This window comes from Pseudomonas sp. W17, from assembly GCF_040268305.1.
Taxonomy (GTDB): Bacteria; Pseudomonadota; Gammaproteobacteria; order Pseudomonadales; family Pseudomonadaceae; genus Aquipseudomonas; species Aquipseudomonas protegens.
In genome coordinates this window covers 6,890,414-6,909,984 of the sequence record NZ_CP158490.1, presented here as the reverse complement: position 1 = coordinate 6,909,984, position 19,571 = coordinate 6,890,414, and the positions used below count along the sequence as shown (strand labels likewise).

Annotated in this window: 17 protein-coding genes; 10 read left to right on the top strand and 7 right to left on the bottom strand. The window is 63.6% G+C overall.

The features are described 5' to 3' along the window. Positions 1-56 precede the first annotated feature (56 nt). Positions 57-2,066, bottom strand: a complete 2,010-nt coding sequence (rep, locus tag ABCR88_RS31895) for a DNA helicase Rep (protein WP_011064202.1) — start codon at positions 2,064-2,066, stop codon at positions 57-59. 268 nt (positions 2,067-2,334) lie between these two features. Between rep and ABCR88_RS31890 the strand changes: the two genes are divergently transcribed. Beyond that, positions 2,335-4,008 carry a bifunctional diguanylate cyclase/phosphodiesterase gene (locus ABCR88_RS31890; protein WP_236186523.1) on the top strand — a complete coding sequence of 558 codons (1,674 nt, stop codon included), beginning with the start codon at positions 2,335-2,337 and terminating at the stop codon, positions 4,006-4,008. An 18-nt stretch (positions 4,009-4,026) separates the two neighbouring features. Here the strand turns inward: ABCR88_RS31890 and ABCR88_RS31885 are convergent, their stop codons facing one another. Next, on the bottom strand, positions 4,027-5,433 hold the full coding sequence (locus ABCR88_RS31885; RefSeq protein WP_011064200.1) for a NorM family multidrug efflux MATE transporter: 1,407 nt from the start codon (positions 5,431-5,433) through the stop codon (positions 4,027-4,029). 150 nt (positions 5,434-5,583) lie between these two features. Here ABCR88_RS31885 and ABCR88_RS31880 point away from each other — a divergent pair, with 150 nt between their 5' ends. The 3 genes from ABCR88_RS31880 (at position 5,584) to ABCR88_RS31870 (ending at position 9,761) form a co-directional block, all read left to right on the top strand. Continuing rightward, the gene (locus ABCR88_RS31880; RefSeq protein ID WP_011064199.1) at positions 5,584-6,504 is read left to right on the top strand and encodes a LysR substrate-binding domain-containing protein; all 921 of its coding nucleotides are present in this window, start codon (positions 5,584-5,586) and stop codon (positions 6,502-6,504) included. 192 nt (positions 6,505-6,696) lie between these two features. After that, the gene (locus ABCR88_RS31875) at positions 6,697-8,673 is read left to right on the top strand and encodes a methyl-accepting chemotaxis protein (RefSeq protein ID WP_232643682.1); all 1,977 of its coding nucleotides are present in this window, start codon (positions 6,697-6,699) and stop codon (positions 8,671-8,673) included. 119 nt (positions 8,674-8,792) lie between these two features. Continuing rightward, a complete protein-coding gene (locus ABCR88_RS31870) occupies positions 8,793-9,761 on the top strand; it encodes a Ca2+-dependent phosphoinositide-specific phospholipase C (RefSeq protein ID WP_041120375.1) in 969 nt (322 codons plus the stop codon). Between the two features lie 3 nt (positions 9,762-9,764). Here ABCR88_RS31870 and ABCR88_RS31865 read toward each other — a convergent pair whose 3' ends face one another. After that, a complete protein-coding gene (locus ABCR88_RS31865; protein ID WP_170866332.1) occupies positions 9,765-10,691 on the bottom strand; it encodes an ABC transporter six-transmembrane domain-containing protein in 927 nt (308 codons plus the stop codon). A gap of 113 nt (positions 10,692-10,804) precedes the next feature. Here ABCR88_RS31865 and ABCR88_RS31860 point away from each other — a divergent pair, with 113 nt between their 5' ends. Both ABCR88_RS31860 and ABCR88_RS31855 read left to right on the top strand, forming a co-directional pair. Beyond that, positions 10,805-11,383 (top strand): TetR family transcriptional regulator C-terminal domain-containing protein, encoded by a 579-nt coding sequence (locus tag ABCR88_RS31860; protein ID WP_041120374.1) that lies wholly within the window; start codon positions 10,805-10,807, stop codon positions 11,381-11,383. Positions 11,384-11,495: 112 nt separating this feature from the next. Beyond that, positions 11,496-12,710: an aldose 1-epimerase family protein gene (locus ABCR88_RS31855; RefSeq protein WP_041120373.1), complete on the top strand. Its 1,215-nt coding sequence runs from the start codon at positions 11,496-11,498 to the stop codon at positions 12,708-12,710. 4 nt (positions 12,711-12,714) lie between these two features. Here ABCR88_RS31855 and ABCR88_RS31850 read toward each other — a convergent pair whose 3' ends face one another. Continuing rightward, positions 12,715-14,208 carry a YifB family Mg chelatase-like AAA ATPase gene (locus ABCR88_RS31850; protein ID WP_011064193.1) on the bottom strand — a complete coding sequence of 498 codons (1,494 nt, stop codon included), beginning with the start codon at positions 14,206-14,208 and terminating at the stop codon, positions 12,715-12,717. Positions 14,209-14,394: 186 nt separating this feature from the next. Further along, a complete protein-coding gene (locus tag ABCR88_RS31845) occupies positions 14,395-14,655 on the bottom strand; it encodes an accessory factor UbiK family protein (protein ID WP_072451854.1) in 261 nt (86 codons plus the stop codon). A 416-nt stretch (positions 14,656-15,071) separates the two neighbouring features. Here ABCR88_RS31845 and glnK point away from each other — a divergent pair, with 416 nt between their 5' ends. The 4 genes from glnK to sutA all read left to right on the top strand — a co-directional run bounded on the left by glnK (position 15,072) and on the right by sutA (position 17,842). Beyond that, positions 15,072-15,410, top strand: a complete 339-nt coding sequence (gene glnK, locus ABCR88_RS31840; RefSeq protein WP_002555808.1) for a P-II family nitrogen regulator — start codon at positions 15,072-15,074, stop codon at positions 15,408-15,410. Between the two features lie 33 nt (positions 15,411-15,443). Then, positions 15,444-16,781: an ammonium transporter gene (locus ABCR88_RS31835; protein WP_011064191.1), complete on the top strand. Its 1,338-nt coding sequence runs from the start codon at positions 15,444-15,446 to the stop codon at positions 16,779-16,781. A gap of 209 nt (positions 16,782-16,990) precedes the next feature. Continuing rightward, positions 16,991-17,416 carry a secondary thiamine-phosphate synthase enzyme YjbQ gene (locus ABCR88_RS31830; RefSeq protein WP_011064190.1) on the top strand — a complete coding sequence of 142 codons (426 nt, stop codon included), beginning with the start codon at positions 16,991-16,993 and terminating at the stop codon, positions 17,414-17,416. A 102-nt stretch (positions 17,417-17,518) separates the two neighbouring features. Continuing rightward, on the top strand, positions 17,519-17,842 hold the full coding sequence (gene sutA, locus ABCR88_RS31825; RefSeq protein ID WP_007926654.1) for a transcriptional regulator SutA: 324 nt from the start codon (positions 17,519-17,521) through the stop codon (positions 17,840-17,842). A gap of 126 nt (positions 17,843-17,968) precedes the next feature. Here the strand turns inward: sutA and ABCR88_RS31820 are convergent, their stop codons facing one another. Together ABCR88_RS31820 and xerC are read right to left on the bottom strand one after the other, a co-directional pair. Beyond that, the gene (locus ABCR88_RS31820) at positions 17,969-18,673 is read right to left on the bottom strand and encodes an HAD family hydrolase (protein WP_015637455.1); all 705 of its coding nucleotides are present in this window, start codon (positions 18,671-18,673) and stop codon (positions 17,969-17,971) included. After that, positions 18,673-19,569 (bottom strand): tyrosine recombinase XerC, encoded by an 897-nt coding sequence (xerC, locus tag ABCR88_RS31815; protein ID WP_174395285.1) that lies wholly within the window; start codon positions 19,567-19,569, stop codon positions 18,673-18,675. Before xerC ends, ABCR88_RS31820 begins: the two co-directional genes overlap by 1 nt. Positions 19,570-19,571: the final 2 nt, after the last annotated feature.

Genomic DNA, 19,571 nt, shown 5'->3' with positions numbered 1-19,571 from the left:
GGAGCTTCCTCTACTGGCCACGTATGGGCCAAAGGTCTGTTAAAAAATAGTCGATTTTAACGCTTTAACATCGCGCGTATATCCGCCAAGGCGCTATTGCCGCGAACGGCCTTCACTTCGGTCGGGGTGTCGTCGTTGCCTTCCCAGGCCAGATCGTCCGGGGGCAGCTCATCGAGGAAGCGGCTCGGCGCGCAGTCGATGATTTCACCGTACTGCTTGCGCTTGGCGGCAAAGGTAAAGGCCAGGGTCTGACGCGCGCGGGTAATGCCCACGTAGGCCAGGCGCCGTTCTTCCTCAATGGTATCGGCTTCGATACTGGAGCGGTGCGGGAGGATTTCCTCTTCCATGCCCATGATGAACACGTAGGGAAATTCCAGACCCTTGGAGGCATGCAAGGTCATCATCTGCACGCCCTCGGCGCCGTCTTCCTCTTCCTGCTGACGTTCCAGCATGTCGCGCAGGACCAGCTTGCCGATGGCGTCTTCGACGGTCATCTCGCCGTCTTCGTCTTTTTCCAGGGTGTTCTTCAAGGCCTCGATCAGGAACCAGACGTTACCCATCCGGTAGTCCGCCGCCTTGTCGCTGGAGCTGTTGGTGCGCAGCCAGTTCTCGTAGTCGATGTCCATGACCATGCTGCGCAGGGCGGAAATCGGGTCTTCGCCGGCGCACTGTTCGCGGACCCGGTCCATGAAGCGCTTGAAGCGCGCCAGGCGGTCGGTGAAACGGCTGTCCAGATGTTCGCCCAGGCCGATTTCGTCGGTGGCGGCGTACATCGAGATCTTGCGTTCGGTGGCGTAGTTGCCGAGTTTTTCCAGGGTCGTGGAGCCGATTTCCCGGCGCGGCACGTTGATCACCCGGAGGAAGGCGTTGTCGTCATCCGGGTTCACGATCAGGCGGAAGTAGGCCATCAGATCCTTTACTTCCTGGCGTCCGAAGAAGCTGTTACCGCCGGACAGGCGATAGGGCACCTGGTGGTGCTGCAGCTTCAGTTCGATCAGCTTGGCCTGGTAGTTGCCCCGGTAAAGAATGGCGAAGTCGCTGTAGGGGCGGTCGGTGCGCAGGTGCAGGCTGAGGATTTCCATGGCCACCCGTTCGGCCTCGGCATCTTCGTTGCGGCAGCGGATCACGCGGATCTCGTCGCCGTGGCCCATCTCGCTCCACAGCTGCTTTTCGAATTCGTGGGGGTTGTTGGAGATCAGCACGTTGGCGCAGCGCAGGATACGGCTGGTGGAGCGGTAGTTCTGCTCCAGCATCACCACTTTCAGGGACGGGTAGTCGTCCTTGAGCAGCATCAGGTTTTCCGGGCGTGCGCCGCGCCAGGCGTAGATCGACTGGTCATCGTCGCCCACCACGGTGAACTGGTTGCGCTTGCCGATCAGCATCTTCACCAGCAGGTACTGGCTGGCGTTGGTGTCCTGGTATTCGTCCACCAGCAGGTAGCGCACCTTGTTCTGCCATTTCTCCAGGATGTCGGCGTGCTCTTCGAACAGCTTCACCGGCAGCAGGATCAGGTCGTCGAAGTCCACTGCGTTGAACGCCTTGAGCGTGCGCTGGTAGTGGGTGTAGACGATGGCGGCGGTCTGTTCCTTGGGGTTGCGGGCGTTTTCCAGGGCCTCGGCGGGCAGGATCAGGTCGTTCTTCCACGAGCCGATCATGTTCTTGATCTCGTCGACGCCGTCGTCCCCGGAATACTCCTTCTGCATGATGTCGGTCATCAGGGCCTTGACGTCGGTCTCGTCAAAGATCGAGAAGCCCGGCTTGTAGCCCAGCCGCACATGTTCCTTGCGGATGATGTTCAGGCCCAGGTTGTGGAAGGTCGAGACCGTCAGGCCACGGCCTTCGCCACTGCGCAGCAGGGTGCCGACCCGCTCCTTCATTTCCCGCGCGGCCTTGTTGGTAAAGGTCATGGCGACAATGTACTGGGCGCGGATGCCGCAATTCTGGATCAGGTGCGCGATCTTGCGGGTGATCACGCTGGTCTTGCCGGAGCCTGCGCCGGCGAGCACCAAAAGAGGGCCGCCGACATAGTTCACGGCTTCTTGCTGCCGGGGATTGAGTCGGGACATGACGGTAAAAAGGGATCGGTTACGAAAAGGGCGGGCATTTTAACAGGCTGGACGGATTCTGCTGCCTCTGTCCGACTTGTGACGCACAACGCGATCTAAATTTGCCGGTTTTGATACTTTCCCTCAGGATGCGCGCTGAATATGCGTCTAATGTTCGAGTTAGAGCGGTACAAGAAATTGCGTATGATAATCAATATCAATTGTTATTGTTTATTTGCGCGCCATAATGCCCGCCGCCAACTTAATTTGCAGAGTCTAGGGAGCTAGCTTGTCTAAGCCTGTCGAACCCTTGCGTTTGCTGCTACTGGCTGAAGAGCCGGTGTGGACAGCGTTGTTGCGCGAGTGTGTCGCTCCGTTGGGAGACTCGGTGGTATTGATCAGTGCTCCCAGCTGGGAGTCTGTCAGCCGTTTGTTTGAAGACGACCGCAACGCGGTCCTGTTGACCCTTCCTCATTTGCAGCCCGGCCCCGGGCGTTGCAGCCTGCCCACCGTGTTGCTGCTGGACCAGGAACCGCCCGTAGCCCCTGTAGGCGTCAGCGACTGGCTGGTGAGTTCCTGCCTGAGTACCGATGCCCTGCGCCGTTGCCTGCGCCATGTACGTGAGCGCGGCCTGCTGGAAAACACCCTGCAGCGCCTGGCCGAACAGGACCCCCTGACCGGCATCGCCAACCGCCAGGGGTTCCAGACCTTGCTGGCCGCGCGCCTGGCGGAAAACGAAGGTCGTGGCCTGGCCCTGGGCCATCTCGATCTGGACAATTTCCGCCACGCCAACGACGCCCTGGGCCACCAGGCCGGCGACCGGCTGATCCTGCAGGTGGTCTCGCGCCTGAAAAGCCAGCTTGAGGCCGGCGATCAACTGGCCCGCCTGGGCAGTGATGAGTTTGCCTTGCTCATCGACACCCGCCGCGCCCCACAGCGGGCCGAGTGGATGGCCGAGCGCATCACCGAAGCCATGGCCGAGCCCTATTGGGTCGATGGCGAAAGCTTGCTGATCGGCTGCAGCCTGGGGATTGCCCATGCCCGGGCCAATGCCGGCGCCGACCCGCTGATGTGGCATGCACACATCGCCATGCAACAGGCCAAGAGCACCCAGGGCTGCACCTTTCATATCTTCAACGAGCGGATCAATCGCAATGCTCGCAGCCTGGCCGACCTGGAAAGCGAACTGCGCCGTGCCCTGCGCCGCGACGAACTGGAGCTGCACTACCAGCCCCGGCTGAACCTGCATGACGGCAAGATCGTAGGCCTCGAAGCCCTGGTGCGCTGGCGCCATGGCGAGCGAGGCCTGCTGCCGCCCAGCGAGTTCGTGCCCCTGGCCGAGCAGAGCGGGCTGATCGTGCCTCTGGGCTACTGGGTGATTTCCCGTGCTCTGCGGGACATGCAGGCCCTGCGTGAACGCGGCCTGCCGCCGTTGCACATGGCGGTGAACCTGTCGTTCCGCCAGTTCCAGGACAGCCAACTGCTCTCGACCCTGAGCCGCCTGATTGCCGAGCGCGGAGTCGAGGCCCAGTGGCTGGAATTCGAATTGACCGAGACCGCAGTGATGCGCCGCAGTGACCTGGTGAAGCAGACCATGGATGCCCTGGGGCGCCTGGGAGTGCGTTTCTCCCTGGACGATTTCGGTACCGGCTTCTCTTCCTTCGTCCACCTCAACAGCCTGCCCATTACCCTGCTCAAGGTGGACAAGAGCTTTGTCGGCGGCATGGAGCAGCGCGAAGAGAACCGCAAGCTGGTCCACGCCATGATCAACCTGGCCCATAACCTGAACCTGAATGTGGTGGCCGAAGGCGTGGAGACGGCGGAACAGCTGGCCTTGCTGCGGGGCTTTGGTTGCGACCAGGCCCAGGGCTATCTGATCAGCAAGCCGCTGCCCCTGGCGGAACTGATGGAATATCTGACCTTCGGCAGCAGCCAGCAGGCGCTGCAGGAAGGGACGGTTTAAACCGGCGCCGGTTCGGGCTCAATCCGCCTGGCCGGCCTGGAGAGTCATGGCCGGCACGGGCGGCTCACGCCGGATCATGCGGCGCATCCGCCACTCGAATGCCAGGGTCAGGCTGATGGCCGCACACGCCAGCCCCAGGGCCAGGCCCCACCAGACACCGGTCGGCCCCCAGCCCAGGGTGAAGGCCATCAGCCAGGCCGAAGGTGCGCCAATCAGCCAGTAGCAGCCCAGGCCCACCAGGAAGGTGGTCTTGGCATCCTTGAGGCCACGGATCGCGCCCATCGCGATGGTCTGGGTGCCGTCGAACAGCTCGAACCAGGCGGCCACCGCCAGCAGGCTAACGGCCAGTCGGATCACCTCGGCGAAGGCCGGGTCGTTGTGGTCGAGGAACAGCCCGATCAGTTGGTTCGGCAGCAGCCAGAAGATCATGGCGAACCCCAGCATCGCCACCGCGCCAAAGGCGATGCCCACGCGACCGGCCAATCGTGCATCGAGCAATTGCCCGGCGCCGTAATGCTGGCCGATGCGCATGGTGATGGCGTAGGAAATCCCCGCCGGCACCATGAACGCCACCGAGACGATCTGCAGGGCGATCTGGTGCGCTGCCAGTTGCGTGCTGCCCATGGTGCCCATGCACAGGGCGGCGAAGGCAAACAGCCCGACTTCCACCGCGTAGGTGCCGCCGATGGGCAGGCCCAGGCGCCACAGCTCCCGCAGGTAATGGGTGTTCAGCCGGGATAGGCCCTGGCGCAGCGGGTAGGCGGCGTAGGCCGGGTGGCGCTTGATGTGCCAGGCCAGGGCCACGGCCATGCAGTTGGCGACGATGGCGGTCACCAGGCCAATGCCCACCAGGCCGAGCTTGGGCAGGCCGAACATGCCGGTGATCAGCGCGTAGTTGAGGAGGAAGTTGGCCACGGTGCCGCCCAGGCTGATGACCATCACCGGCGTGGCCCGGCCGATGGCGCTGGTGAAGCCGCGCAGGGCCATGAAACTCAGGTAGCCGGGCAGGGCGAACGGCAGGATCAGCAGGAACTGGCCGGCGGCGTGGACGTTGCTTTCGGTCTGGCCGAACAGCAACAGCAGCGGCTTGAGGTTCCACAGCAGCAGGCCGGCCACCAGGGCCATCAGCCAGGCCAGCCAGAGCCCGGCCTGGGTCAGGCGCGCGGCGCCCTCGATGTCGCCAGCGCCCTGGCGGATAGCTACCAGTGTGCCCACCGCGGCAATCACGCCGATGCAGAAGATTGATACGAAGGAGTAGCTGGCCGCACCCAGGCCGCCGCCGGCCAGGGCCTCGGGGCTCAGGCGGGCCATCATCAGGGTGTCGGTGAGGACCATCAGCATGTGCGCCAGCTGCGAGGCGATCAGCGGCCCCGCCAGCCGCAGGATGGCCCAGAGTTCGGTACGTGCTGGATGCTGCATGGTCATCAGGCTCGATCAGGGGAAAGTCCGGGAGAGCGCTGATTCTCGGTGCTCTTGGCCCATAGCACAAAGGGATAAAAACGATTGCTGGCATGATTAAAACTCATGCGAAGCACTTTCTGGTAGCGTGGCCCTGTCCCGTCCTGGAGTGCCTGCATGTCCCGTCGTCTTCCTCCGCTGTATGCCCTGCGCGCCTTCGAGGCAGCGGCTCGGCACAGCTCGTTCACCCGGGCAGCCGAAGAGCTGTCGATCACCCAGAGCGCGGTCAGCCGGCATATCCGGACCCTAGAGGATCACTTCGCTTGCCGGCTGTTCCAGCGCAGCGGGCGCAACTTGCAACTGACCGAGGCGGCGCGCTTGCTGCTGCCGGGGATACGCGAGGGCTTCGGTGCCCTGGAACGGGCCTGCAATACCCTGCGTGCCGAAGATGACATCTTGCGCATGAAGGCGCCCTCGACCCTGACCATGCGCTGGCTGTTGGCGCGGCTCAGCCGCTTCCGCCATTTGCAGCCGGGCAATGAGGTGCAGCTCACCAGTGCCTGGATGGACGTGGACTCGGTGGACTTCAACCAGGAGCCCTTCGACTGCGCGGTGCTGCTGAGCAACGGCCACTTCCCCCCGGACTGGGAGGCCAGCTACCTGTTTCCCGAACTGCTGATTCCGGTGGGCGCGCCGAACCTGCTCAATGATCAGCCCTGGGACGTGGCGCGCCTGGCCGCCACCGAGCTGTTGCACCCGACCCCGGACCGCCGCGACTGGCGCAGTTGGCTAGAGCACATGGGCCTGACCGACCAGGTGTCCCTCAAGGGCGGGCAGGTGTTCGACACCCTGGAGCTGGGGATGATTGCCGCCGCGCGGGGTTACGGCGTGTCCATGGGGGACTTGCTGATGGTGGCCGAGGATGTGGCCCAGGGTCGCTTGAGCCTGCCCTGGCCGACAGCGGTGGCCAGTGGCCTGAACTACTATCTGGTGTGGCCTAGGACCCGGCCCGGAGGCGAGCGTTTGCGGCGCCTCAGCGACTTCCTTCAGGGCGAGGTCCAGGCCATGCAACTGCCCGCCGTAGAGCGCCTGGGCTGAAACGTTGCAGTACCTGGCTGGCGGGGCGTGCAAATATCCCTGCAAAGCGCTCAAGTATTGGCTCGTGCCGCCGAATCCATGGGTTATGGAACCAGCGTTCAGGAAGGTCCTAACTGATTAAAAATCTTAGAATTATGACTGCCGAGGGTGCTGACCGATCAGGATGATCCGCCTTCTCGGCAAGGAGCCATCATGTCCCAACCCCGTGCCCGCATAGCCTCTCAGCTAGGGCTCGCCCTTGCCTTGATACTCGCCCTGGTGATCAGCGGCAGCACCCTGTTCGCCTTGCGTTCGCTGGACTCGGCGAACCTCGACACCCGAGAGGAACACCTGGCCAGTGAAGCCCGTCTGCTGGCCGATCAGCTCAACACGTTCCACGGCAGCCTGCGCGAGAGCACCCAGCGCCTCAGCGGCCTGTTCGAAAACCGCTTCAGCAGCGGCCTGAGCCTGCATCCGGAACAACCGGTGAGCGTGGCCGGGGTGCAGACCCCGGGATTGCACCTGGGGGATGTGGTGCTGAACAACAACTTCGCCGAAGTCGACCAGTTCAAGCAGATGACCGCCGGTGTGGCGACCTTGTTCGTGCGCAGTGGCGATGACTTCGTGCGGGTCAGTACCTCCCTGAGCAAGCAGGATGGCAGCCGTGCCATCGGCACCTTGCTCGACCATGCCCACCCGGCCTATCAGAAACTCATGGCGGGCCAGGGTTATGTGGGCCGGGCCTTGCTCTTCGAACGCTTCTACATGACCCAGTACACTCCGGTGCTGGACCGCAGCGGCAAGGTCATCGCGGTGCTGTTTGTCGGCTTCGATTACACCGATGCGCAAAATGCCCAGTTCGCCAACCTCAAGCGCTTCCGTATCGGCCACAGCGGCTCCCTGGCCCTGCTCGACGAGCAGAACAAGTGGCTGGTGCCACCGGCCGGCGTGCAGGCGCCGGAGCAGGCGGCGCAGGTCATGGCGCAAGCGGCCAAGGAGCCGGGCAAGGGGCGTTTCTGGAGTGATCAGGGCGAAGACTTCTACAGCCTGGCAGTGCCGTTCGAGGGTGGCCCCTGGTCGGTGGTGGCGAGCATGCCCAAGGCAGAGATTCGCGCGGTGACCTGGAGCGTTGGTATTCGGCTGGTGATCGGCAGCCTGCTGGCCATGCTGCTGGCGGTGGGCGCTACGGTCTGGCTGCTGCGCAGCAAGCTGGCACCGCTGAGCGACCTGGTGCGCCAGGCCCAGGCCCTGGGCGGCGGTGACCTGAGCGCACGGCTGAACGTTGCCAGCCATGACGAAATCGGCCAGTTGGCCCGCAGCTTCAACCAGATGGGCGAAGCCCTGTCGACCATGGTCGAGCACATCCGCCGCTCTGCCGCCGAGGTCAACGGTCGGGCCCAGGCGCTGTCCGGCTTGTCCAGCGGTGCATATGAGGGCATGGAGCAGCAGTCCGGCGAGATCACCAGCATGGCCGGGGCGGTGGAGGAGTTCAGCGCCACTTCGCTGAACATCGCCGACAACATGGGCAGTACCCAGCGCCTGGCCCAGGAAAACGCCCAGCAGACCCATATTGGCCGCACCTCCATGCAAGAGGCCTCGTCTTCCCTGGAGCAGATCGCCGGAGCCCTCAACAGCACGGCCACAGTGATCAACACCCTGGGCCAGCGCTCCCAGGAGATCGGCGGAATTGTCGGAGTGATCACCGCGATTGCCGACCAGACCAACCTGCTGGCCCTGAATGCCGCTATCGAGGCCGCCCGGGCCGGTGAGCAGGGCCGCGGTTTTGCCGTGGTGGCGGATGAGGTACGCAACCTGGCCTCGCGTACCCGTGAAGCCACGGATGAAATTTCCCAGATGATCACCAGCATTCAGCAGGAAACCGGCCACGCCATCCAGACCATGGAGCAGGGCAACCGCCTGATGCAGGAAGGCCTGTCGCGCAACGCCGACGTGGCCTCGGCCCTGGCCCTGATCGACGAGCAGAGCCGCAGCGCCGGCGAGCAGTTTGCCGCCATCACTACCGCGACTCAGGAGCAGAGCAGCACCGCCACGGTACTCAGCAGCAATCTGCAGAGCATTGCCCAGGCCAACAGCGAGCAGCGTGAAGTGGTGTCCAACCTGGCGGTCACTGCCCGTGAGCTGGAAACCCTGGCCGCGGACCTGCGCCAGGAAGTCGATCGCTTCCGCTGACGGCTGCCGCCTCGCCCCTCAATCCGGGTTGGGGGGCGAAAGTTGCAATGAGGCCTGATTCGACTAAAACAGATGAGCAGTGGTTTGCCCCAAGGACCTCCCTTTCAGCAGGAGCTGGCATGACTCATCTTTCCCGTTTCGTCCCCCGCGCCCTGGCGCTGTCGGCACTCCTGCTCAGCCCGGCGGCGTTCAGCCAGGAAAGCCCGGCGTTCATCGCCCCGGCTACCTGGAGTACCCCGTTCAACGGCATCGCCCAGGTGGCCTGTCACAACTGCTACGAGAAGCAGTACGCAAGCACCTTCAGCAGCGTGCTCGACAGTGTGCGCACCCTGGAACTGGACTTCTGGGACCAGCGCGATGCGGTGACCGGCGGCTCGCCCCGGCACTGGTTCGTGCGGCACAACCCCGGCACCCTGTTCCAGTCCGGCAACGACAACAATTGCACGGGCGATGGCACCGGCAAGAACGATCTCGAAGCCTGCCTCAACGACGTGAAGAACTGGAGCGACAACCACCCCGGGCACTTTCCCATTACGGTGATCCTCGACAAGAAGCAGGGCTGGTCGAAGGAAAGCTCGGGGCGCACGCCCAAGGATTTCGATGAGCTGGTGACCCGGGTCTTCCAGGGCAAGCTCTATACCCCCCAGGACCTGGCCACGCACATCGGCAGCAGCGCGGGCGCCTTGCAGGGCAGCCTCAAGGGCAAGTCCTGGCCCACCGCCAGCCAGCTTCAGGGCAAGGTCCTGCTGGTGCTCAACCACTCGGAAAACCAGAAGCTCTCGCAGTACGCCGAGGCCCGGACTTCCAGCGCCAAGGTCTTCATCTCGCCGGTGACCAATGGCCAGAACGATGTCAGCGGCAAGGTCAGTGGCATGTCCGGCCAGTCGTCCGGCTACGTGGCCATGAACAACATGTCCAAGGGCGACAAGAAGTGGGCGGCCCAGGCCTTTGCCTACAGCCATGTGGGCCGGGTCTGGGGCGATGACGGGGTGTCGTTCGCCCAGCACATCAGCGAGAAGGTCAACCTCTCGGCCTACTACAAGTTCGCCGAGCAGAACGCCGGCGGCTATCGCATCCGGCCGTTCTGAGCTTCACCGGGGTTCGGTCGGTTCACCGAGCCCCGGGTCCACGCGCTTGCCGATGTCCCGCAGGCGCGCCAGTTGATCGACCATGGTCGGTGCTTCATCGACGCTGCTGACAAAGGTCCACAGGTAGGTCATCACCGCATACACATGGCCGGCCTTGATCTCGGGCGACAACGCCAACTGGCTGATGGCAATGACGAACAGCACCGCTGCCACAGCGCCAAGGAACAGATAGGCCGCGGCTTCCCGATCCGAGAGCCCGATGCGCAGCCGCGACAGCAGGCGATAGTGACGCTGCAGCGAGACCGCGCCGACCCTGGCCACCAGGCCGATTTCCTTTTCCAGCCGGTTATTCAGGCGTTCGTGCAGTTGCTGGTTGCGCCGGGCAAAACGTGGCAGCAGGGTCATGCACAGCAACAGCGCCGTGAGGCAGGCGAGGCCGATCCAGGGTTCGATCACCAGCAGCATCACTGCCGCCCCGACGATCGACACCAGGGCCGTGGCGATGGTCGGCACGTGCTTTTCGAAGAAGTCGACGAACTCCCGGGCCAGCACCACCCGCGCCGCGGCGGTGGAGGTGTCCTGCTGTTGCAGGCGCTGGTTGAGAATCACCGGCACCGCCAGGTCCGCGTAGATGCGGGTGAAGGTACGGGTGTCCACTGCACGCCGCGCCGCGCCCACCACCCAGAAGCCCAGCACCACAAGGGCATAGATCAGCGCATGGGCAGCGTCGCCCCGCAGGATCGAATCCACGGCGAAGCCGGCGAACAGCGGGTAGGCCAGCAGCAGGGCGTTTTCCAGGGCCACCAGGGACAAGGTGACGAACAGCTTGCCCGGATAGGCCCGGGCAATGGCCTTGAGGGTCTGGCTGGCGGTCTGCTGGCCGATTTTCTGGGTTGGATCCACGACGATGAGTGGGGTGACGGCGGACATGAGTGCACCACAAGAGTGATAACGGTTAATATTGAGCGACTGCTCAATTATCTTTGAGCGAACGCTCAAAATGCAAGCGCCGTCCATCCTGGCGCCAAGAGGCCTGATTGCACATGTCGCGTAACGACCGTAAAGACCAGATCATCCAGGCGGCCCTGGAATTATTCCGCAGCAAGGGTTTCGCCGAGGTTTCCACCCGAGACCTGGCCGAGCATGCGGGGCTGTCTCGCAGCCACGTCTATCACTACTTCAGTGACTGGAAGGGGCTGCGCCGCGAAGCCTTCGTGCGGTTTGCCGATGACCAGCTGGAGGCGGTGGGCCAGCCCCTGCGCGGTGCCGCGCCCATGGACGCCTTGCTGGGGTTTCTCCGTGACTGCCTGCCCGATTCCGCCGAAGCCGGCTGGGCGCTGTGGCTCGATGCCTGGGACGAAGCCATGCATGACGCCGAGCTGGCGCAGGCCTACCTGAGGATCAACGGCCAGTGGCGGGACATGCTGGCGGCGATCATTACCGATGGGGTCCGCACGGGGGTATTCCGCTGCGCCAGCCCCGAGCGCGCGGCAAGGCAACTGTTCGCCCAGACCATGGGTTACGCCGATGACCTGTTGCTGCGGGCTTCCCCCGAAGCTGCCCAGGCGGCGTTGCAGGAAGTCATGGAAGTGGCGGGCCTGCTGCTGGGGTTCGAGGGCTGACAGGAAACGGCCAGCGGAGTGGAGTTTGTCCGGCTAATTGGGTTTTTTTGCCTTGCTGAAACGATTCTTCAGGGCTATAAAAACCGTACAACTCCAAAAAAGGCACTCCTGCATGACTCCGCTGAAACTGCTGGTCACCCTTGGCGCGCTGGCCGCCACCTCCCACGCCATGGCCTGGGACTATGTATTGCTAGATACCGACGAGGCTCCCCGCAACCTGCACTTGACCAGTGAGCAGTTGGGGGTCAAGACCGAGCGGCCGTTTTCCGTGACCCTGCGCACCCTGCATGGCGGACGCCAGGAGGGGGTGAGCATCGTCGACATCGACAACGGCGTGATGCAGCTCTCGGTGGTGCCGACCCGGGGCATGAACGTGCTGCAGGCCTCGGTGGGCGATGTGCGCCTGGGCTGGGATTCGCCGGTCAAGGAGGTGGTCAACCCGGCCTTCATCGAGCTTAACGGCCGCGGCGGCCTGGGCTGGCTGGAGGGCTTCAACGAACTGGTGGCCCGCTGTGGCTATGAGTGGGTCGGGCACCCGGGCCTGGACAATGGCGAGCTGCTGACCCTGCACGGCCGCGCGGCCAACATCCCGGCGAGCAAGGTCACGCTGCATATCGACGAGCAACCGCCCTATGCCATTCACCTGCGGGGCGAGCTCAAGGAGCAGGCGTTCAAGAAAGTGGATTTCAGCGTCGCCACCGAACTGGTGACCGAACCCGGCAGCACCCGGTTTGCGCTCAACGACACCCTGACCAACAACGGCGACTACCCCAAGGAATACCAGGCGCTCTACCACAGTAACTTCAGTACGCCGTTCCTGGAGCAGGGGGCGAAGTTCGCCGCGCCGGTGAAGCAGGTTTCGCCGTTCAATGACAAGGCCCGGGCCGACCTGGCGGACTGGCAGACCTATCGCGGCCCGACCCGCGACTACGACGAAACCGTGTACAACCTCGTGCCCTACGCCGACGCCCAGGGCGAGACCCTGGCGGTGTTGCACAACAAGGCCGGGAGCCTGGGTGTTTCCCTGGGCTTCAACACTCGTCAACTGCCGGTGTTTTCCCTGTGGAAAAACACCGACACCCAGGGCCAGGGTTATGTGACGGGTTTGGAACCGGGCACCAGCTTTTCCTACAACCGCCGTTACCAGCGCCCGTTGAATCTAGTGCCGAGCATTGGCGCCAAGGAGCAGCGGCAATTCCAGATTCGCTACAGCCTGTTGGCCGATAAAGCCGCGGTGGATAAAGCCCTGAGCCGTGTCAGCCAGATCCAGGATGGGCGTCAGACCGAAGTGCGGCCAACACCCTTGGTAGACCTGTCCCGGGAATGAACCTTCAATCGGCGCTGGGCCGGTAATGCAGGGCTTCAGCCAGGTGCTCGCGGCTGATTCGCGCGGCCTGTTCCAGGTCTGCCAGGGTACGCGCCACCTTGAGCAAACGGTGAGCGGCCCGCAACGACAGGCCCAGGCGTTCGCAGGCCGCTTCCAGCCAGCGCTCGTCGGTTGTGGATAATTTGCAGTGGCGACGCAGGCCGGGCAGGTCGAGAAAGGCGTTGGCGCAGCCCTGGCGCTCGCGTTGCAGCTCGCGAGCCCCGGCGACCCTGGTGGCGGCTGCGGCGCTGTCATTGCCCGGTTGCGGCTCGGGGTTGAGGGCGGTGGCTTCGCGGGCCACGGTCAGGTGCAGGTCGATGCGATCCAGCAGCGGCCCGGATAACTTGTTGCGATAGCGCTGGATCTGCTCCGGTGTGCAACGGCAGCGTCCGCTGGGCTCGCCAAGATATCCACAGGGGCAGGGGTTCATCGCTGCCACCAATTGGAAGCGTGCCGGGAACTGCACCCGGTCCCGGGCTCGGGCAATAACGATCTGCCCGGACTCCATGGGCTCGCGCAGCACTTCCAGGACCTTGCGGTCGAACTCCGGCAGTTCATCGAGAAACAGCACGCCGTGATGGGCCAGGGTGATTTCCCCAGGCTGGGGTTTCGAGCCGCCTCCGACCAGCGCCGCACCCGAAGCCGAATGGTGGGGCTGGCGAAACGGCCGCTGTGGCCAGTAGCGCAGGGGCTTGTGGCTGGCCACCGACTGGATCGCCGCGACTTCCAGGGCTTCATCTTCCTGCAGCGGTGGCAGCAGGCCGGGCAAGCGGCTGGCTAACAGGGTCTTGCCGGTGCCTGGTGGGCCGCTGAACAACAGGTTGTGGGCGCCCGCCGCGGCGATCAGCAGGGCGCGCTTGGCGGCCAGCTGGCCTTGCACTTCGCTGAGGTCGGGGTAGGGGAAGTGGCTCTGCACCAGGCCGTCGCTGACATAGGGCGCAATCGGCGCGTGGCCGTTGAAATGGGCAACGGCCTCCAGCAGATGATCCACCGCGATCACCTTTAGGCCGCTGGCCAGGCAGGCTTCTTCGGCATTGGCCCGGGGCACCAGCAGGGTATGCCCGGCGTCGCGTGCCGCCAGTGCGGCGGGCAGTACGCCGCGTACCGGGCGCACCGCGCCGGAGAGTGCCAGCTCCCCCAGGCATTCGATGTTGTCTAGGGCCAGGGCCGGCACCTGCACGCTGGCGGCAAGGATACCCAGGGCGATGGCCAGATCGAAGCGCCCGCCGTCCTTGGGCAGGTCCGCCGGCGCCAGGTTGAGGGTGATGCGCCGGGCCGGAAAGTTGAACCCGGCATTGAGGATAGCGCTGCGCACCCGGTCCTTGCTTTCCTTGACCGCGGCTTCCGGCAGGCCCACCAGGGTCAGGCTCGGCAAGCCGTTGGCCAGGTGTACTTCAACACTGACAGCCGGAGCCTGGACGCCGACCTGGGCACGGCTGTGGATGATTGCCAGGGACATGGGGAGAGCTTCCTTGCGACAGCGGGAACCGCGTCCTGCGGTGCTGCAAGGATAGATGAGGGGGCTGGCCAGAGGAGCGCCCGAATGGGCACAGGATATGTCGTCGGTGCACGAGCCTTCGCCGGCAGGCCGGCTCCTACAGGACAGGTCTGTAGGAGCCGGCCTGCCGGCGAACCCGGATTCAGATCATTGCGCTGCCGGGTTCAGCCGGGCTTCCAGCTCCGCCACCTTGGCTTCGAGGCTTTCCAGGCGCGCGCGAGTGCGGGCCAGGACCACCATCTGGCTGTCGAATTCTTCCCGGCTGACCAGGTCCAGCTTGCTGAAGCCGCTTTGTAGCAGGGCCTTGAACTGGCTTTCGATTTCATTGCGGGGCAGGGGTGTTTCACCGCTGAGCAACCGCGAGGCGTGGCCGCTCAGGGCGTCGAGAAGGTCTTTGGGCGCGAGCATGGGAGAGTCCTGAATTGCAGTCGGCCCGCAGTGTATCACGCAGCAACGACGCTCCAGGTGGCCCCGGGTTGCACGTTTTTCGCGCATCTGGCCGGGCGCCAGCGCACTGTTTTTGTGCGTATCCCGGGTGCCGTTTTCCCGCATTCCCTGCCGGCTCGGGGCAAGGGACTGAAATCACTGATTTTTCCCGAGCTGGCAAGCTTTCTGCTTAGACCCTGGTGACCCATGCACTGATGCAGTCGCTGTGACGAATGCAGTGCGGCAGGCGGAGCGGGGAGTGTTTCGTCAGACAGCGGTTAGCTGGCGTCGGTCGGGCTGAGGAAGGCCGACGGTGCGTTACAAAGCCAGGCACTGCGCTTAGACTTGAGTCGGGTTTGTTTTCCTGGGGCAAGTCCACCAATTCGGGAGAGAGTTTCATGAAGCTAGTCACTGCCATCATCAAGCCGTTCAAGTTGGACGACGTGCGCGAGTCGCTGTCCGAGATCGGCGTGCAGGGCATTACCGTCACTGAAGTCAAAGGCTTCGGCCGGCAGAAGGGTCACACCGAGCTGTATCGCGGTGCGGAGTACGTGGTGGATTTCCTGCCCAAGGTGAAGATCGATGTCGCCATTGACGACAAGGATCTTGACCGGGTTATCGAGGCGATAACCAAGGCCGCCAACACCGGCAAGATCGGTGACGGCAAGATCTTCGTGGTCAATCTGGAACAGGCTATTCGCATCCGTACCGGCGAAACCGATACCGACGCAATCTAAGCCGCCAAACCCAACGCCCCAGGAGAAAACAATATGACTCTGCGTAAATTCGCAGGGCTAGGAGCCCTTTTGTCCCTCGTAATGCCAGGCCTGGCCATGGCGGCAGACGAAGCGGCGGCTCCAGTCCTCAACTCCGGCGATACCGCCTGGATGCTGACCTCCACAGCCCTGGTGCTGTTCATGACCATTCCTGGCCTGGCGCTGTTCTACGGCGGCATGGTGCGGTCGAAAAACATTCTTTCGGTAATGATGCAGTGCTTCGCCATTACCGGCCTGATCACTGTCCTGTGGTTCATCTATGGCTACAGCATGGCGTTCGACACCACCGGGATGGAAGCCGGCGTGGTCAACCTCAATTCCTTCGTGGGCGGCTTCTCCAAGGCCTTCCTGGCGGGCATCACCCCGGCCAGCCTGACCGGCCCGGCTGCGCTGTTCCCTGAAGCGGTGTTCGTCACCTTCCAGATGACCTTCGCCATCATCACTCCAGCGCTGATCGTCGGTGCCTTCGCCGAGCGGATGAAATTCTCCGCCATGCTGATCTTCATGGGCGTGTGGTTCACCCTGGTGTATGCGCCGATCGCCCATATGGTCTGGAGCGGTCCGGGCTCGCTGCTGGGCGACTGGGGCGTGCTGGACTTTGCCGGCGGCACCGTAGTGCACATCAACGCCGGTATCGCGGGCCTGGTGGCCTGCCTGGTGCTGGGCAAGCGCAAGGGTTTCCCGACTACGCCGATGGCGCCACACAACCTGGGTTACACCCTGATGGGCGCAGCCATGCTGTGGATCGGCTGGTTCGGCTTCAACGCCGGTTCCGCCGCTGCCGCCAACGGCACCGCCGGCATGGCCATGCTGGTCACGCAGATCGCGACGGCTGCCGCCGCCCTGGGCTGGATGTTTGCCGAGTGGATCACCCACGGCAAGCCTAGCGCGCTGGGCATCGCTTCGGGTGTGGTCGCAGGCCTGGTGGCAATCACTCCGGCTGCCGGTACCGTTGGCCCGATGGGCGCCCTGATCATCGGTCTGGCGGCCGGTGTGGTGTGCTTCTTCTGCGCCACCAGCCTCAAGCGCAAGCTGGGATATGACGATTCCCTGGACGCCTTTGGCGTGCACGGCATCGGCGGTATTCTCGGTGCGATCCTCACCGGTGTGTTCGCTGCTCCGTCCCTGGGTGGCTTCGGCACCGTGACCGATGTTGCCGCTCAGGTCTGGATCCAGGCCAAGGGCGTGGGTTTTACGGTGATCTACACCGCGATCGTCACCTTCATCATCCTCAAGGTTCTGGACGCGGTCATGGGGCTGCGGGTGAGCGAGGAAGAAGAGGCGGTCGGCCTCGATCTGGCACAACACAACGAGCGTGGTTACAACCTGTAATCGCGCAAGAAAAATAGCCCGGCTCCGGCCGGGCATTTTTTTGCCTGATGTTTGTCATTGAGAAAGGCTGAAAGGATTTTCTGACAAGCATTGGCGTGTTTGCCGTGACGATTTCCGGCAGGGCAAATGCTTACACTAAAGCAGGATTATTCGGCGCTTTGTTTTTTCCCTGAGCGCGCTAGAATGCGCGCCGAAGCGTGGAGATCGGTATGTGGCAACAGACCCTGATTACCCTGCGGGCCAGGCCCCGGGGCTTTCATCTGGTGACGGACGAGTTGCTCGCCGGCCTGCCTGAGTTGAAGGCATGTCGGGTTGGTCTGCTGCATCTGTGGCTGCAACATACCTCGGCCTCGTTGACCATCAACGAGAACGCCGATCCGGCGGTACGGCGTGACTTCGAGCGTTACTTCAACACCCTGGTGCCTCAAGGCATGGCCGGGTACGAACATAACGACGAAGGCGCGGATGACCTGCCGGCGCACTTCAAGGCCAGTTTGCTAGGCTGTCAGCTGACTTTGCCGGTAGCGGCGGGGCGTCTGGCGTTGGGCATCTGGCAAGGCGTTTATCTGGGCGAGCATCGCGATCATGGCGGTGCTCGCAAAGTCCTTGCCACCTTGCACGGTGATAAGGCATAAGCCGCTGAGTATCAGTGGACGTTGATTTTTTTCCAGCGGCCTTCGACAGTCGGCACAGCTGGGCTATAACTAATCTGCTTTTCGCAAGTCATGAGGTAGAACATGAGCGACGATGATCTGGAAAACGACGACCTCGAAGTAGGTGACGAAGACGAAACCGAAGAAGGTCTTGAAGCGGCCGCCGACGATGTGGCGGAAGACGATGGCAGTGATGTTCCTGCTCCAACCGCCAAAGGCAAGGCCAAGGCTGCCGTCTCGGTAGACGAGCTGCCGAGTGTCGAAGCCAAGAACAAGGAGCGTGATGCACTGGCGCGTGCCATGGAAGAGTTCCTGGCCCGTGGCGGCAAAGTGCAGGAAGTCGAGGCCAACGTGGTCGCCGATCCGCCCAAGAAGCCTGATAACAAGTACGGCAGCCGGCCTATCTGAGCCTTGCACCTTGCTTGCTGAAAAAGCCCGCCGTCGCTGCGGGCTTTTTCATGGGCACCCTTCTCGGAAATGGCCCCGAGCGCCGGCGCCAGCTGTAGGAGCGAGCTTGCTCGCGAAAGCGCTGGTTCAGGCGCCGCGATGCCAGCGGGCAAGTAGCCCGGGTAGTTCAATCAGGCTGCGGATCTCGGCGTCTGGCGCGCGTTCGGCTTCCCAGGTCTTGCCGTTGGGATTGAACCAGATCGCACGCAGCCCTGCCTGCTGTGCGCCGGCAATGTCATCCCCCGGGTGGTCGCCGATATGCACGGCGGTGTCGGCAGTCGCTTCGCCACGCTGCAAGGCTTCGTGGAACAGTCGGGCGTCGGGCTTGGCGATGCCGATGTCCTCGGCGCACAGCGCGAACTTGAAATAGTCCGCCAGGCCCAGGCGGCGCACGTCGGCGTTGCCGTTGGTGACCACGCCAAGGGCGAAGTGATTGGCCAGGGCTTCCAGGGTCGGCTGGACTTCTGGAAAGATCTCCAACTGATGCCGGGCATGCAGGAAAACTTCAAAACTCTGGTCGGCCAACTGGTTGGCCTGGGCATGGTCATACCCGGCTTCTTCCAGGGCATGAAACAGCACCTGGCGGCGCAGGGCGCTGATCCTGTGCTTGAGGTTCGGCTGGGCGAGCAGCACCCGCTCGCGAATGGCCCACAGATGCTCCACCGGCACGCCTCCGAGATTGGGTGCGTGTTCGGTCAGCCACTGGCGCAGGGTGGCTTCGGCACTGACGATGACCGGGGCGGTATCCCACAGGGTGTCGTCGAGGTCGAAGGTGATCAGCTTGATGGTCATTACTCACCGCCTTTGTTGCGTTTGGCCCGTGGGTGGGCGCTGTCGTAGACCGCCGCCAGGTGCTGGAAGTCCAGGTGGGTGTAGATCTGCGTGGTCTTGATGTCCGAATGCCCCAGCAGCTCCTGCACGGCGCGCAGGTCCTGGGAGGATTCCAGCAAATGGCTGGCAAAGGAATGGCGCAGCATGTGTGGGTGCAGGTTCTGCCCCAGTTCGCGCTCGCCCGCGGCCTTGACCCGCAGCTGGATGGCCCGCGGCCCCAGGCGCCGGCCCTTCTGGCTGACGAACAGGGCAGCATCAGGCGGGTTGCTCAGGGCGCGCAGGGGGAGCCACTGCTCCAGGGCTGACCGAGCCTTCTTGCCCACCGGCAGGACCCGGGTCTTGCTGCCCTTGCCATGGACCTGCACCAGGCCGTCCGCCAGGTCCAACTGATCGAGGTTGAGGCTGGTCAGTTCGGAAAGGCGCAGGCCGCAGGAGTAGAAAAGTTCGAGAATCGCCTGGTCGCGGTGGGCCAGGAAGTCGTCTTCCACGGCGCCATCGAGCAGCTGCAGGGTACGGTCGGTGTCCAGGGTCTTGGGCAGGCGTCGTTCGCCCTTGGGCGGCGCCAGGCCGTTGGCCGGGTCGTGAGTGCACAAGCCTTCGCGGTTCAGGTAGTGGTAGAGCCCGCGTACCGCTGACAGCAGGCGCGCCAGGCTGCGGGACGACTGCCCCTGCTGGTGCAGGCGGGCAATCAGGCTGCGCAGGCCCTGGATGTCCAGGTCGGTCCAGCTGCGCACCTGCATTTTCTCGCAGAACCCCAGCACCTTCTCGAGGTCGCGCCGGTAGGCTTGCAGGGTGTGGGGCGACACCTGGCGCTCACTGCGCAGATGCGCGCAGTAGGCGTCCAGCTGTTGTTGCATGG